The sequence below is a fragment of the Flavobacterium hydatis genome (assembly GCF_000737695.1).
GTDB lineage: Bacteria > Bacteroidota > Bacteroidia > Flavobacteriales > Flavobacteriaceae > Flavobacterium > Flavobacterium hydatis.
In genome coordinates this window covers 246,008-259,767 of the sequence record NZ_JPRM01000006.1, presented here as the reverse complement: position 1 = coordinate 259,767, position 13,760 = coordinate 246,008, and the positions used below count along the sequence as shown (strand labels likewise).

The window sequence follows — 13,760 nt, the reverse complement described above, 5'->3', positions numbered from 1 at the left end:
AGAAATGATATTAGTTATTAATATTGAATCGAAAAAGGATAAAATCAAGTAATTAAATCACATGTAAAATGAAAATACTATATCTAATTTTAAACTCTTGCTGACGAGACGCTCGCGTCAGCAGAAGAGAAATTGTTTTAGACAGACTGACAACTACTTAAAAGAATCTTCATCTTAATTTAATATGTTCAATTACAAAAACAGAGACTCTATGATTGAAAATTTAATTGAAAGGACACAAACGTATGATTTTTACCAAAACTGTAATTTAAAACTTGACTCTTTCAGCTTCAAAACATCTGACAATACATTGGAAATGATTTTTTCAATTAATCAGACCAGTTATGATATTCCAATTGAGTATGAAGAATGGAAAATAACTTGTAGCAATACTGAGAAATATGACGGCTTCTTCTGGAGCATTCTACTGCCATATACTAAATTAATAATATTAGATAGCCATCCAGCATTAATTATGTATCAACTAAATGAACTCCAATGTGAAATAGCTGGAATACCTGAAAATATTAATGAGTTCATTGGCGACATTTCCATTATATTGGAAAAAGAGACAGGGAATTGGATTACAGTCACTGATATTCTATGGAACATTGAAGAACATTATAAACTATATAATAAAAGAAACATAAGGATTCCTAAATCTCTAAATCATGCAATAAAAGAAGTTTGTGTAAAACATAATTTATTGTTTAAAGTTAATAATGAAGTAATTGGAGGAGATAAAGGCTACAGCCATAAGTCAAAGAGTAAAATTTTGATTTTTGGTAACGAAGATGTGAGCCCAAATGATTTTTACCTTAATCAACCTTATGTTATTGCAGAAAGTTTTACAGCTGAACGCATTAGATAAATTCTAATGACTATGATAAAAGTAATTTAGTATTGCTTTCCTTACGAATGCGGGCATCTCGTTCGTGAGTGTAATCTAACTCCATAATACAAATATTATCTATTGATATTTCTGTTTCTGTATTGGCAAGAGTTAAGGAATAGGTTCAATTAATATTATAAAAATCATAAAAGCATATGTTTTAATTATCTGCCTATCTTTTTTTTCAATGACAATTTTAAAGGCGCAAGAAAAAATAAAAGACACCCTTTTTTTAAAATTAGATGGTAAGTATATTTATGAGTCCAAATATGATTCAAAGCAATATACTATTGAGGATAATAATGATATAAAAAATGGTGCAATTTATTTTAAGGAATTTAAAATTGTAAATAATATTAAACCTAAGAAAATTGTTTGCTTTAAGAAATTTGCTCAATCTTCAAAAATGTATAATGAGAATGATAAAAAAAAACTCAGTGAACTTAAAGTCATGAATTTGTTTGATAGTCACATAGTAATCTTAGTAAATAAGAAAAATAAAAAAGCAGAATATGTCCAAATAGGACCAGTTTATATAACAGAATAAAACATCCCAAAAACTCCATTATTTCTAATGGAGTTTTTCTATGTCTTATCAATTTAGATTTTTCTTTAAAATAAATTTTATTTATAAGGCTTTATCAGCGCGAGTATTAAATTACTGATAATAAAGTTTTTTCTATCTTAGCTAAGATAAATATCAACATTAGTTATGGTAGAAAGCCCTTTAAAATTGGGTAAATCTGTGATGGTTTTTACTAATTAGTCCTCATTGTATCACAAAAGCTTTAAAAAAAGAGATGAACAAATTAAATGAAGGAGAATTTTACGGAACACATTATCAAAAGTCAAATTTTGAAAATATTATTATTACAGATACAGAATATACACATAACAAGGTTGATTGGCATTATCACGAAAACCCATATTTCACTTATTTACTGCAAGGTAAACTCTTCGAATCTAACAAAAAAGAATCTTATTATTTAGAGCCTGGTAGTTTACTGTTTCATAATTGGCAAGATGCACATCATAATATAAAACCGCCTGAATTTACAAGAGGCTTTCATGTTGAGTTAAATGAGAATTGGTTTTTAAATCATGATATTAAAATTACAGATTTTGAAGGGAGCATAAGTCTAAAAAATCCGTTAACTAAAAATTTGATGAACAAAATATATATTGAATCGAAAATAAACGATCAATATTCAGATTTAGGTATCCAGTCAATAATGATTGATCTTTTTAGTGCCATAAAAAAAACTGAAAAAGAGAGCTCTAAAAAACCAGACTGGGTAAATAAGCTTAAAGAACTTTTTTTAGAAGAACAAATGGATTATTCTTTAAATAATTTAAGTTCCATTTTAGGAATTCACCCTATTCATTTGTCCAGAGAGTTTAGTAGATATTTTGGTACAAGTCTTGGAAATTACATTAGATTAGTAAAAATAAATAAAGCTTTTTGTTTAATCGCTTCAAATAAAATTTCGATGACAGAAATTTGTTATCAATGCGGGTTTTACGACCAAAGTCATTTTATTTCAAGTTTCAAAAAAATCTATAATACAACTCCAGCAAAATTATTTAGATAAATTTGACGATGTTAATTTTATACAATTTTGATAAGATTAAAAATTTCATCTTTGTACTGCACAGTTAAATTTATGAAAAAAATGAAATTTCAAAATGTCCTATTCTTATACTTAATTCTTTTTTCTTTTTATGCCAATGCTCAAAATATGGCTGAATACACAGATAGTTGGGAAGGAAAAATTGAAAACCCGAAAGTATTTAATTTAAAAGTTGAAATTGAAAATTTAGGACTTGAAAAAGCAACGTTTAAAATTTATAATAGCGCAAACATTATTGATTATACTTTTAATTCAACAAATGCTTATCAGCTAAATATATCTTTTGCTGAAAATTTGGTTTTTAAAGGCATTCTCTCTAAGGATGGTAAAGAAATAAATGGTTTTATAAAATCTGGATTCCTGCTTTATCATTTAAAATTAACAAAATCAAAAAACAATTTTTTTGTAGGGGACTGGAATATTTTGATGGTGGACGAACTAAAATCACCAGATTTTTATTTAAGTGTTGAAAATGGTGATAACAATGAATATCAAGCCTATCCTATCTTTGGTGACAACCGCTTTACGGGAACTTGGTGCGACAATTTTCAGAAGGAGAAAGATGTTATATCCTTTTCTGATTTTAAAACCGGATTGCAATTTAAAGGAAAATTGATGCCTAATAAAATTCAATTAGGGATATATTTAGGAAATAATATAATAACAGAAATAGATTTAAAAAAATCTACAACCGACTGGAAAATAGGCGGGTTTAAAACAAATGCTACAACATCTATCCTTAAACTTAACGAATTAGAAAACCTTATTTTAAAAGATTCATTACCCAATACTCATTCTGTTTTAATTTCAAGAAAAGGCAAACTTATTTATGAGAATTATTTTGATGGTTATAACGCAAATATTTCACACGATATGCGTTCAGCGTCCAAAAGTATTTCATCTGCGATAGTTGGTATTGCTAAAGATAAATTATTATTTAAAAGTGTTGAAGAGTCGATATTTGATTTTTTGCCTACAAAATATCAATCTCTAAAAGATAGTTTAAAAACGAAAATAAATCTTGAAAGTCTATTAACAATGAGTTCGGGATTAGATGCAATTGATTATGGTATTAATGCAAATCCGAAATCTCCCGCGGTTGAAGATAACTATCAAAAATCAAAAGATTGGATTGAAACAATATTGAGTGCTCCGATGATAAACAAACCCAATACTAAAGCTAATTATGGATCTGCAAATCCATATTTATTAGGAATTGCGATGGATTCTGTTGTTTCAGGGTCATTAGAACAATTTATTGATGAAAATTTATTTCAAAAATTAGAAATTTCGAACTACATCATGTTTAGTGATTTGAATGGAAACCCCTATTTTGGTGGTGGAATGTATCTCACTTCTAAAGATATGCTGAAATTTGGAGAATTATATCTTAACGAAGGGAAATGGAAAACAAAACGTATTCTGTCTAAAGAATGGGTAAAAAAATCATTTAAGGATTATCGCGCTTTAGAAAATACTAAAGACAAAAATGGATACGGATATTTATGGTGGCATAATACCTATCAGGTAAAAGGAGAAAGTATAGAATCTATTGAAGCTAGAGGGGCTGGAGGCCAATATATTTTTGTTATTCCTCGTTTAGAAACAGTTGTCGTTATAACATCTGGAAATTATAGAAACGGAAAAACACAACAACCAGAAATGATTTTAGAGAAATACATATTGCCTTACTTTAAAAACTAAAAACAACAACAATCAATATCTATACTAGGCGTGTTTAAACTATAAATCCTTATTCAAAAAAAGAATAAGGATTTATGGTTTAATTATTTATATTTTCAACTTTTAACTCCGGCCATGTTAAAAATCTGTAATAGGAAAACTAGATACAAATTAAACTGGTAGAGCTAATATTTTCCAGACAGTTCTAAGTGATAAAAGTGCTGAAATTATTAAGCTTTAGAAAAAGAAATAACCGACTGATACTTGAAATACGCTGTTTTTATTTTTAAAAGAAGAGTTATCTACATTATTAATGTCAGTTAATCCTAGATTATATCTTACGCCAAAATTAAGTCCGTTATCAAGTTTATATCCTAAACCAAAATTAACACCAAAATCGACAGTATTAAACGAATCCTTTACGTTTGTCTTTTCATTTTTAGCAGCAAGCAAAAAGCCTATTTGTGGTCCAGCTTCAACACTCAATCCTTTTGTTACATAATATTTTCCCATTAAAGGAATGTTCAGATAACTTAAGGCAACTGTATTATCATTGAAACTATATCCCTGACCAGAATACATTAATTCGGGTTGAAAAGAGAATTTTTCTGAAATAGGAATTTCTGATAATACACCAAAATTAAATGATGTTACGAGATCAGCATCTTTGGTATTATCTCCGCTGATATTTGCAAAGTTTAAACCTCCTTTAACGCCAAATTTAATTTTTTGAGCATTAACATTTGTGAACCCTAAAACTGTAACAACAGCTAGTAATAAAAATTTTTTCATAAAAATTGATTTGAATTATTTGATGCCAAAATTCGCATAAGAAAAAACAGAAAAGGTTTCAAAAGCTTAAAATTGGACAAATCGGTACTTATTTGCTGGTGTTTTTGTATTCATTTGGTGTTTGACCCGTAACTTTTTTGAAGGCTTTATAAAAAGTCGTTTTTGAGGTAAACCCAGATTCTAATCCCATCGTTAACAAATTATAGTTTTCATATTCAGAATTTGAAATCATTTCCTTCACTGCCTCAACCCGATAGTTATTTATGTAATTGGCAAAGTTGTCCCCTGTTATCGTGTTTATAATTTGCGAAACATATCCTGGGCTTATGCCTAGTTTTTCGGCAACTTTTTCTCTGTTTAATGTACTGTCAGTATAAATGTGTTGCTCTTTGCAAAGAAGTTCCAGTTTCTGAAAGTAAAGATTATCTGCTGTGATAGATTCTCTATGTTCTTCCGTAGTACTATTTTCTTCTGTTTGGCTGTTTTCTATAATTTGAATACTGGCAGATGAAAGAGCTAAATCGTTATTTAGAAAATTATAGATGGCATCTTTGTTCTTGGCAAGCTTGTATTTGTAAATGCCTATATAAGCTGTCCAGTGCATTATGAATGTTGCCGATAAAGCGATACCACTCATAGTTAAAGAAATGTCTGAATGAAAAAATAGGCCGACCAAATATGTAGTTAACCAGACAAATAATAGCAAATACATGAGAGTTAATAAGGTAATAACCCATTTTTTCTCTTGAGGGTCTTTTAAATGTCTTATCATAAAATAAGAGTAAAGAGGTAAGAACAGGACGATGGTAATGGCTAGTAAAAGCTGAATCAGCTGAAGTATGTTGATTAGGTACATGTAGGACTCAGGAATTTTATAAATTCCTGCTACACTGTCAAGACAGATTGTAACGCTCAGAATACTGTTATAGACAAATGGAATATAATACAAGTAAGTTTTTTGTCTGTTTTTTACCGTATCATCAATGCGGTTTATGATAAACTGAAATGTGAAAACAGGTAATAGAAATACCCAATCGATAGCGTCTAGAAAACGTACTAAGGGATAGGATGTAAACACATCTTCAAGTTCAAAAACATAATTTAGTAAAACGATTGAAAGTGCAAATAGTAAGCCTGCCAGATATTTATTTGATTTGCTATTGAATAAGGAAGACTTTAAAATAATTAAGCCTAAGACTATTCCTTGAAAAATCGCAATATTTAAAAGTGTTGTGTAAATCAATTTTTTAATATAAAAGTTGTTTTTATGATTTGTTTTGAGATATCGCGGTAATTAGTAATTTTTTAAAACATAGCCTATTTCATACGAATTGATAGGACGAAATTATGTTAATACTAATGACTTTCGTAATGGATTAAGAAATGATTAACTAAAATGATTTATTAATTCCTATAAAAAATAGTGCTAATTTTCCAAAGAGTTCCTGATGAAAAACTGCGCTAATGTTTGTATTAGGTGCACGAGATTTTACAATATTGTATTGGAAATGAATATCATTGAAATTGGTTATACTTGCTAACGCGAGCGTCTCGCTCGTGAACGCAATCCAAATTATTATCTATGAAGATATTTTTCGCAAATTGTAGATGAATTTTGGTTTGCCAGTTTTGTTTTTTATTTAGATTGTTGTCTTTTTTTGTGTTCACGAGCGAGACGCTAGAGTTAGCAGGGGAAATTTCTTAATGGTTCTTACAGACTTGTTTATGAGCTGTTTCGGTTTTAATTGTAGTAAAAATATTCTTATATTGCTTCAATGAAAGCCAAGTTATTGAGCAAAGTCTATTAAAAGAAGTTGTATTGATGCAATTTTATGGATGATATAAACGAATTGGTGATAATGCTATAAAAACAACTTAAAGACAACCAAAATACATAAGATTTAAAATGAGCGAAATAAAATTTGACTACAAAACAGACTATATTTTAGAAGATGAAACGGTGCTTTTAAGACCTTTAAAAGCAGATGACTTTAAATATCTTTTGGACTTTTCAATTAACGAACCTGAGATTTGGGAATTTAATATTGGAGGTGCAAACGGAAAAGAAAATTTATCGAAATATATCGACAAGGCTATCAGTCAAAGAGAAAGCGAAAAAGAATATCCATTTATTATTTTTGATAAAAGGACTAATGAATATGTTGGATGCACGAGATTTTACAATATTGTCTTAGAGCTGAATACTATTGAAATTGGCTATACTTGGTATGGAAAAAAATATCAAGGAACAGGAATAAATAAAAATTGCAAATACTTAATGTTCGACTTTGCATTTGATAAATTGGGAGTTATAAGGATTGGGCTTGGAGCTAATAGTAAAAACATACGAAGTATAAACGCAATGAAAGGGGTTGGTTGTACAGAAGAGGGGATATTAAGAAGCCGTAGTTTTGACCAAAGCGGAAACAGAATTGACGCAATAATTTTAAGTATTTTGAAAAATGAATGGGACGAAATATGGAAAGCAAGACTTAAAGAAAAAACTATAAAATAATAGTAAGAAAGTCCGATATCTCGCGCGCCAGCAAAGGAACGTTATAAAAAGTTATTATTTAGTGTTATTGTTTTGAGATTTATAGCTTAAATGAAAGTACTATCAATAATAATCAAATGATAAATGTCGGAAGAAAACCAAAAATCTTATAAGTATTCAGAAATATCAATCCAGGCAATAGAGCTATAAATATGTCCGGGATATACTGCACTAAAAATTAATCGACTACCATCAGGGAAGAATTTTGGGTGTTGTGCATTAAGTTTAACTGTTGGGTCTGTTAACCTAATGGGAGGATTCTCAGGCTTACTTAAATTAAATAAATAGATTGCGTAGTGGCCATCTCGGTTACTTTCGAAAGCAATATAGTTTCCATCTGGTGAAATAGCAGGAGCTCGCCCTTGAAATTGCTTATCGAAGTGATTTAAATTAGCTAAAGGTTTCATGGGCATCGATAAAAAATCTTTCCCGTTCTCAGCATTAAGGAAAATATAGTTTTTCTCCTGATTGTAATTAGTATTTCCTTGGTGTAAAGACTGGCCAGCAAACGCTATTAATTTGGATTTATTTGGGAAAACGGCAGGCATTCCGCCTAATACTGTATTACCATTAGTATCCTTACCATTCAGATTGGGAGTAATAATAGTTCCGTTAGCATTTAACAATGTGCTCTGGGGATGTGATAGCTTATTGTTCATCACAACGAAACCTTTAAATGTCGAATGGATAGCCCATTGCGGGTAAATACAATGATTTGTATTTTTAATCTGGTTTAAGTTATTGCCTGTGGCATCAACTGTCCAAACTGTAGACTTGCCGTCATATTGTAAATTTAATGCTATTGTATCATCAGTCCAAGCAGGTCTGGTTTGTTGGAAAGAATCACAGTCATTAAGAAAAAGTTGCGGAATAGCGTTATCTAAATTATGAACAATAAAGAGCTTGGTGGCCAATGGCCTCAATTGAGAAGCGTAGGATGTTCGTTCAAACACTACAGATTTACCATCCGGACCAATAGCAGGTCGGTAGTCTTTAAAACTGTCTTCTAGTGTAACCCAATTTAGTACCGGATAATCGTTCATAATTTGATGGGTATTATTGATTAAATAATCGGGCTTTACATTCATCAAAAGCAGACTTATTACTTAGAGTTATAATAACAAAATAGTATAGATAGGAATGCTTTATGTTATATCAAAGCAGTCAGTAATCTACTAATTACGATATTAAGATATGTTTCCTTCAGGTTTAAAAGAAAAGGATTGTAAAGTGTTTAAAATTAAGATATTATTATTCTCGGACTATGCGTATAAATACGGGATTTTAATAAACTGGAATGGAAACTGTTAAGATAAAAACTGTCATTTTATTTTGATAACAAAAGTACAAGTGTTCCAGCCGAATCATTCAATGTCGGTAAAAATATTCCGATCAAGGTTTGAAGGAGGGGAGTTGTAGAATTCTCTGTTTTCTGCTTTTCTGGCTAACTACTATTTGTGTTTGATTTTTGTCATTTTGCAGGTTTGGGTATTGATGACAGCTATGATATGTAATCCATACCCATAAAACAATAAAGTACTTTAAAACAAAAAACCTGTGAATCTTTCGATTTACAGGTTTTTTAATGTTTTGGGTTTTGTAAAGATTGATAAAGTTGCCTTTTACTTCTTTTACCCTTTTTGTGGGGAGAGCAGGATTCGAACCTGCGAAGTTCACACAGCAGATTTACAGTCTGCCCTCGTTGGCCGCTTGAGTATCTCCCCAAATCCGATAGTGTGGATTTAAAATCCTTAGACATTCGGTAAGCCAAAAAAAAACTCCTTAATTTCGTAAGGAGTAATCTGTGGGCGATGAGGGGTTCGAACCCCCGACCCCCTCGGTGTAAACGAGGTGCTCTGAACCAGCTGAGCTAATCGCCCTATTTTACTAGGTTGCTATCGTTATGTGATTGCGAGTGCAAATATAAGACTGTTTTCTGCATTACCAAAACATTTTTGAAAAAAATATAATAATAATTTAATGCTGGTTTTTATGCTATTGATATTTAGTTATTTGGAAATAAAATTTTTTCAATAAATTTTTATCATCTAGCTCAAAAGATTCTTTTTTGAACTATTCCTCTTTGTTTAATGGCAATTCGGCTACTACAAATGTGCTTCCTCCCACAAAAATAAAGTCAATTTTGGTCGCATTTTCCTTTGCAGCGATAAAAGCATCCGAAACTGAGTCGTAAGTTTTGCCTATTAAATCATACTTTTTAGCATTTTCCTGTAAAATCACTGTGCTTAAACCTCGAGAGGAGTTAGGGCTACAGAAATAATATTGTGCTTTTTTAGGAAATAGGGGTAAAACAGAATCTAAATCTTTATCATTTACAACTCCTAATACAATATGCAAGTTATCGAAAGTCTCTTTCTGGATTTGGTTCATTACTATAGCCAGACCATTTTTGTTATGCGCTGTGTCACATATTATTTTAGGATTCTTACCAAGTTGTTGCCATCTTCCTTGTAAGCCAGTATTGGCAACAACGTTTAATAATCCAGTTTTAAGATTTTCGTCAGATACTTTAAATTCATTTTGAGTATTCAAGATATGTATGGTTTCTTGAACAGTCTTTTTATTATGTTGCTGATAATCGCCAATTAAATCTGAAGGGTAAACTTCGGTAATTAAATCTGAAGCGAAATATATTTCAGAGTGAGTCTCTTTAGCTTTAGCTAAAAAAACAGGTTTTGTTTCGGGAGTATATTCGCCAATTACAACAGGAACATTAGGCTTAATTATTCCAGCTTTTTCGCCTGCAATTGCTGCTGGAGTAGTTCCTAGAAACTGAGTATGATCTAAGTCGATATTGGTAATTACTGAAATCAGAGGAGTAATGACATTGGTTGCGTCTAATCTTCCGCCTAAACCTACTTCTATTATAGCAATGTCTACTTTTGAAGTAGCAAAATAATCAAAAGCTAAACCTACAGACATTTCGAAAAAACTCATATCATTAGATTCAAAAAAATATTTGTGTTTGCTTATAAATTCACACACAAAATCTTCTGAAATTTCTTCACCGTTAATTTTAATACGTTCACGAAAGTCTTTTAAATGTGGCGATGTATAGAGTCCTACTTTATAACCCGCTTCTTGCAATACCGAAGCAAGCATGTGCGAGGTAGATCCTTTTCCGTTTGTTCCAGCCACATGAATACATTTTAATGAATTTTGTGGATTGTTTAAGTGGTCAACCAAATGTAATGTATTGGTTAAGTCTTTTTTATATGCCGAAGCCCCTTGTAGTTGGTACATTGGGAGCTGGTTGAACATCCATTCGGTAGTTTCTTGATAGTTCATTTATTTTGAGTAAAATAGTTGTTGATTGAAATAATTTTCGTTTTTTTTAGTTTAATATAACAGCGAAAAGTATCTTTATTGCAAAATTGGAATATTTTTTAGAATTAATTATCAAATACAAGAATTAATATATGTTTAGCTTCATTCAATTACAAGCGGATACTATTGCAAATGCCGCATCTAACGTAGTTATCGAAAAAATTGCACCTAATACAGAGATTTCTGTTTTAGGATTTATTTTAAAAGGGGGAGTATTCCTGATTCCAATTGCCATCTTATTATTTTATACTTTTTACGTTATCATCGAACGTTATTTATACATAAGCAAAGCTTCAAAGATTGACCCTAGATTAATGATGGATGTAGGTGTAAACCTTAATTCTGGTAATCTGGATATGGCAAGAAGTATTGTAGAAAGAAGTAATACTGCTGCAGGAAATATTCTTAAAGAAGGAGTTCTGGTTATAGGAAGACCAATTGCCGAGATAGAATCGAATATGGATCGTGCTGCTGATATAGAAATAGGAGAAATGGAAAGACGTTTAGGTCATTTAGGACTTATTGCAGGTATTGCACCAACGTTAGGTTTTATTGGTACTATTTCGGGAGTTATTAAGATATTTTATAGCATTTCGGTTACTGAGAATATTAGTATTGGTAATATTTCTGGAGGTTTATACGAGAAAATGATTAGTAGTGGTTCTGGTTTAATTGTTGGTATTATCGCTTATAGTGCGTACCACCTTTTGAATGGGAAAATAGATGATTTCGCATTAAAAATTCAGAAACAAATACTTGAATTTGTAAACATAATTCAAAGATCATAAGATATGTCTATTAAAAGAAAAAGAAGATTTCATGCCGAGGTGGCAACTTCATCGCTAAGTGACATTATGTTTTTCTTGCTATTGTTTTTCTTGATTATATCTACATTGGCAAATCCTAATGTTATAAAAATGACATTACCAAAAGCCAAAGCAAATGAAAAAACAAACAAACAATTTATAAGCTTATCAGTTACAGAAGATAAAAAATTCTACATTGATAAACAGCCAGTAGATTTTGAAGAATTAGAAACAACGTTAATGTCTAAGTTAGGTACAGATAAAGAGCAAACAGTAATCGTAAGGATTCCGTTTAATTTACAAGTGCAAGATTTGGTAGATGTGTTACAAATAGGGGTTAAAAACAATCTTAAGTTTGTTATCGCAACAAGTCCTAAGTAGTATTTGTTTTAAAAAAAATATTCGCATTTTGTAGAATAGAGAGATAAATGCAAAAGGATATATTTTGAATGTGGCTTTGATGATTGTCATTTTTACGGGTATTCCATATTTTATGTTTTATAAATTATCTGAGGAGCTTTTTTATTGGGAAAAATTTAATCCTGATGGTTTAATTACTATAGCTTTTCTTGCGTTTTCTCTCGTTGGTATTCTGTCTTGGGTTAAACTTTTGGATAATGGCCCAATATTAATAGTAAATAAAAAAGGTGTTTGGGTAAGAAAATCTATTTTACCTTTTTCATCTTTGAGATTTATTGATTGGAGTCAGGTTAAATTTGTTGAATTAAGTTTAATTAAAGGAAAGGATAGTACTACTACGACGGTTTTAGTTATTCATAGAAATGATGTTTCAAAAACAAAAACAATAGACTTAGGTGCTATAGATTATCCATCAGAAGAAATTATTTCTATGTTTAGGGAATTTTCTAATTTTCTTAATTTTAGAGATAGATCAGTGATAAGATAACGTTTGTAAAAAGTGAATTGATTTAATTCGAGATAAAAATGTTTTGAGCACACTTATTTTAATTTTTAATAAAAAAGGCTTTCTGGATAATTTCAGAAAGCCTTTTTTATTGTTCTTATATTTTTAATTCAAATTGAAATTGTAAATAATCTTACCAACTTGTTTTTCGGGAGCATCGCTACTAGCATCCCATTTGGTATTCATAGCTGCTATTTTAGCTTGATCTAGTAAGCATTTTGCAGTGTTTGTAGTTCCTTTAATTCCTGCAATAGCACTTATGGTTCTTCCATTTCTGTCTACAGAAACTTCTACAACTACTCTTCCTACTTCATTACACGTATAGTTTGGAGCTGGTTTAGATAATGCTTTTCTGTTACCAAGAGAATAACCTGATCCACCACCAGAACCGCTTCCTGATCCTCCGCCACTTCCAGAACCGTATCCGCTACCTGTTCCTATACCGTTGCCAGTTCCGTTTCCTCCGCCAGTTCCACCACCAGAACCTCCAGTTCCGTAATATCCGTTAGAGCTTAAATTTCCGTTTGATTTTCCCTTGTTTCCTGCCACTTTATCATCGCCATCACCTCCTTTGTTAGAACCTTTTAAAAGACTTGATAAAGCATCGTTAGTCGAATTCGAAACTTTAGGTTTTTCAACAACAGGTTTCGGGTCGGGTTTGGTAACTGTTATAGGTTTTTTTGTTTTTTCCTTTTGCGGAATAGCAACACTTTCTTCTGTAGAATTTTCTTGAGATAATGTAGCTTCTTCAGGAGTTGATTTTACAGGTGTTTGTTTTGCGTGATTTTTAACCTCTAGAACTTCACTTTTATAATTTGCACCAGAGCCCAAATCGCTATCGCCAAAGTTTACGGTAACGCCACCACCTCCGCCACCTCCAGCGAGTTCTGTCATACCATTTGCTGGTGGCCAAAATCGGATGAAGAACAACAATAGTAATATCGTTGCATATATAAGGGTAGAGAGTAGTAATGATTTCTTTTTATCTGAAGAAATGGGTGAACTCATTTTTATGCTGAATTTTTATAAGTGTATTAATAAAACGCATAAAATTACTGAAAATTGTTTAGAATCAAAGAGGGGAAGGGATTTAAGCATAAAGTTTTTAAATATTTGGGTAGGGTATTTA

General features: G+C 30.9%; 13 protein-coding genes and 2 tRNA genes. 8 read left to right on the top strand and 7 right to left on the bottom strand.

Going from position 1 to position 13,760, the window contains the following annotated elements:
• Positions 1-211: 211 nt before the first annotated feature.
• The 4 genes from IW20_RS05690 to IW20_RS05675 all read left to right on the top strand — a co-directional run bounded on the left by IW20_RS05690 (position 212) and on the right by IW20_RS05675 (position 4,227).
• On the top strand, positions 212-871 hold the full coding sequence (locus tag IW20_RS05690) for a hypothetical protein (protein ID WP_035619744.1): 660 nt from the start codon (positions 212-214) through the stop codon (positions 869-871).
• A 208-nt stretch (positions 872-1,079) separates the two neighbouring features.
• Positions 1,080-1,439 carry a hypothetical protein gene (locus IW20_RS05685; protein ID WP_035619743.1) on the top strand — a complete coding sequence of 120 codons (360 nt, stop codon included), beginning with the start codon at positions 1,080-1,082 and terminating at the stop codon, positions 1,437-1,439.
• Positions 1,440-1,692: 253 nt separating this feature from the next.
• Entirely contained in the window at positions 1,693-2,484 is a 792-nt protein-coding gene (locus IW20_RS05680) for a helix-turn-helix transcriptional regulator (protein ID WP_035619742.1), read from the top strand.
• Between the two features lie 72 nt (positions 2,485-2,556).
• Positions 2,557-4,227, top strand: coding sequence for a serine hydrolase domain-containing protein (locus IW20_RS05675; RefSeq protein WP_035619741.1), 1,671 nt, complete (start codon positions 2,557-2,559; stop codon positions 4,225-4,227).
• 216 nt (positions 4,228-4,443) lie between these two features.
• On the opposite strand, the gene IW20_RS05670 is transcribed toward IW20_RS05675, so the two are convergent.
• Both IW20_RS05670 and IW20_RS05665 read right to left on the bottom strand, forming a co-directional pair.
• A complete protein-coding gene (locus IW20_RS05670) occupies positions 4,444-4,998 on the bottom strand; it encodes a porin family protein (RefSeq protein ID WP_035619740.1) in 555 nt (184 codons plus the stop codon).
• An 88-nt stretch (positions 4,999-5,086) separates the two neighbouring features.
• Positions 5,087-6,241: a helix-turn-helix domain-containing protein gene (locus IW20_RS05665; RefSeq protein WP_035619739.1), complete on the bottom strand. Its 1,155-nt coding sequence runs from the start codon at positions 6,239-6,241 to the stop codon at positions 5,087-5,089.
• A 663-nt stretch (positions 6,242-6,904) separates the two neighbouring features.
• Here IW20_RS05665 and IW20_RS05660 point away from each other — a divergent pair.
• On the top strand, positions 6,905-7,513 hold the full coding sequence (locus tag IW20_RS05660; protein WP_035619738.1) for a GNAT family N-acetyltransferase: 609 nt from the start codon (positions 6,905-6,907) through the stop codon (positions 7,511-7,513).
• A 146-nt stretch (positions 7,514-7,659) separates the two neighbouring features.
• On the opposite strand, the gene IW20_RS05655 is transcribed toward IW20_RS05660, so the two are convergent.
• The 4 genes from IW20_RS05655 to IW20_RS05640 form a co-directional block, all read right to left on the bottom strand.
• Positions 7,660-8,640: a PD40 domain-containing protein gene (locus tag IW20_RS05655; protein ID WP_035619736.1), complete on the bottom strand. Its 981-nt coding sequence runs from the start codon at positions 8,638-8,640 to the stop codon at positions 7,660-7,662.
• 555 nt (positions 8,641-9,195) lie between these two features.
• Positions 9,196-9,276 (bottom strand) — tRNA-Tyr (locus IW20_RS05650).
• Positions 9,277-9,357: 81 nt separating this feature from the next.
• Positions 9,358-9,432, bottom strand: a tRNA-Val gene (locus IW20_RS05645).
• Positions 9,433-9,625: 193 nt separating this feature from the next.
• Positions 9,626-10,861: a bifunctional folylpolyglutamate synthase/dihydrofolate synthase gene (locus IW20_RS05640; protein WP_035619734.1), complete on the bottom strand. Its 1,236-nt coding sequence runs from the start codon at positions 10,859-10,861 to the stop codon at positions 9,626-9,628.
• A gap of 131 nt (positions 10,862-10,992) precedes the next feature.
• Here IW20_RS05640 and IW20_RS05635 point away from each other — a divergent pair, with 131 nt between their 5' ends.
• The 3 genes from IW20_RS05635 to IW20_RS05625 all read left to right on the top strand — a co-directional run bounded on the left by IW20_RS05635 (position 10,993) and on the right by IW20_RS05625 (position 12,613).
• Positions 10,993-11,688 carry a MotA/TolQ/ExbB proton channel family protein gene (locus IW20_RS05635; protein WP_035619732.1) on the top strand — a complete coding sequence of 232 codons (696 nt, stop codon included), beginning with the start codon at positions 10,993-10,995 and terminating at the stop codon, positions 11,686-11,688.
• 3 nt (positions 11,689-11,691) lie between these two features.
• Positions 11,692-12,087, top strand: coding sequence for an ExbD/TolR family protein (locus IW20_RS05630; protein ID WP_035619731.1), 396 nt, complete (start codon positions 11,692-11,694; stop codon positions 12,085-12,087).
• 64 nt (positions 12,088-12,151) lie between these two features.
• Complete coding sequence (locus tag IW20_RS05625) at positions 12,152-12,613, top strand: hypothetical protein (RefSeq protein ID WP_123869444.1); 462 nt, start codon at positions 12,152-12,154, stop codon at positions 12,611-12,613.
• 123 nt (positions 12,614-12,736) lie between these two features.
• Here IW20_RS05625 and IW20_RS26180 read toward each other — a convergent pair whose 3' ends face one another.
• On the bottom strand, positions 12,737-13,639 hold the full coding sequence (locus tag IW20_RS26180; protein ID WP_035619728.1) for a hypothetical protein: 903 nt from the start codon (positions 13,637-13,639) through the stop codon (positions 12,737-12,739).
• Positions 13,640-13,760: the final 121 nt, after the last annotated feature.

What these genes read in the sequence shown, in the direction of transcription:
- IW20_RS05690 (WP_035619744.1), top strand. Translation starts at nt 212, where the DNA reads ATGATTGAAAATTTAATTGAAAGGACACAAACGTATGATTTTTACCAA.
- IW20_RS05685 (WP_035619743.1), top strand. Translation starts at nt 1,080, where the DNA reads ATGACAATTTTAAAGGCGCAAGAAAAAATAAAAGACACCCTTTTTTTA.
- IW20_RS05680 (WP_035619742.1), top strand. Translation starts at nt 1,693, where the DNA reads ATGAACAAATTAAATGAAGGAGAATTTTACGGAACACATTATCAAAAG.
- IW20_RS05675 (WP_035619741.1), top strand. Translation starts at nt 2,557, where the DNA reads ATGAAAAAAATGAAATTTCAAAATGTCCTATTCTTATACTTAATTCTT.
- IW20_RS05670 (WP_035619740.1), bottom strand. Translation starts at nt 4,998, where the DNA reads ATGAAAAAATTTTTATTACTAGCTGTTGTTACAGTTTTAGGGTTCACA.
- IW20_RS05660 (WP_035619738.1), top strand. Translation starts at nt 6,905, where the DNA reads ATGAGCGAAATAAAATTTGACTACAAAACAGACTATATTTTAGAAGAT.
- IW20_RS05655 (WP_035619736.1), bottom strand. Translation starts at nt 8,640, where the DNA reads ATGAATGTAAAGCCCGATTATTTAATCAATAATACCCATCAAATTATG.
- IW20_RS05640 (WP_035619734.1), bottom strand. Translation starts at nt 10,861, where the DNA reads ATGAACTATCAAGAAACTACCGAATGGATGTTCAACCAGCTCCCAATG.
- IW20_RS05635 (WP_035619732.1), top strand. Translation starts at nt 10,993, where the DNA reads ATGTTTAGCTTCATTCAATTACAAGCGGATACTATTGCAAATGCCGCA.
- IW20_RS05630 (WP_035619731.1), top strand. Translation starts at nt 11,692, where the DNA reads ATGTCTATTAAAAGAAAAAGAAGATTTCATGCCGAGGTGGCAACTTCA.
- IW20_RS26180 (WP_035619728.1), bottom strand. Translation starts at nt 13,639, where the DNA reads ATGAGTTCACCCATTTCTTCAGATAAAAAGAAATCATTACTACTCTCT.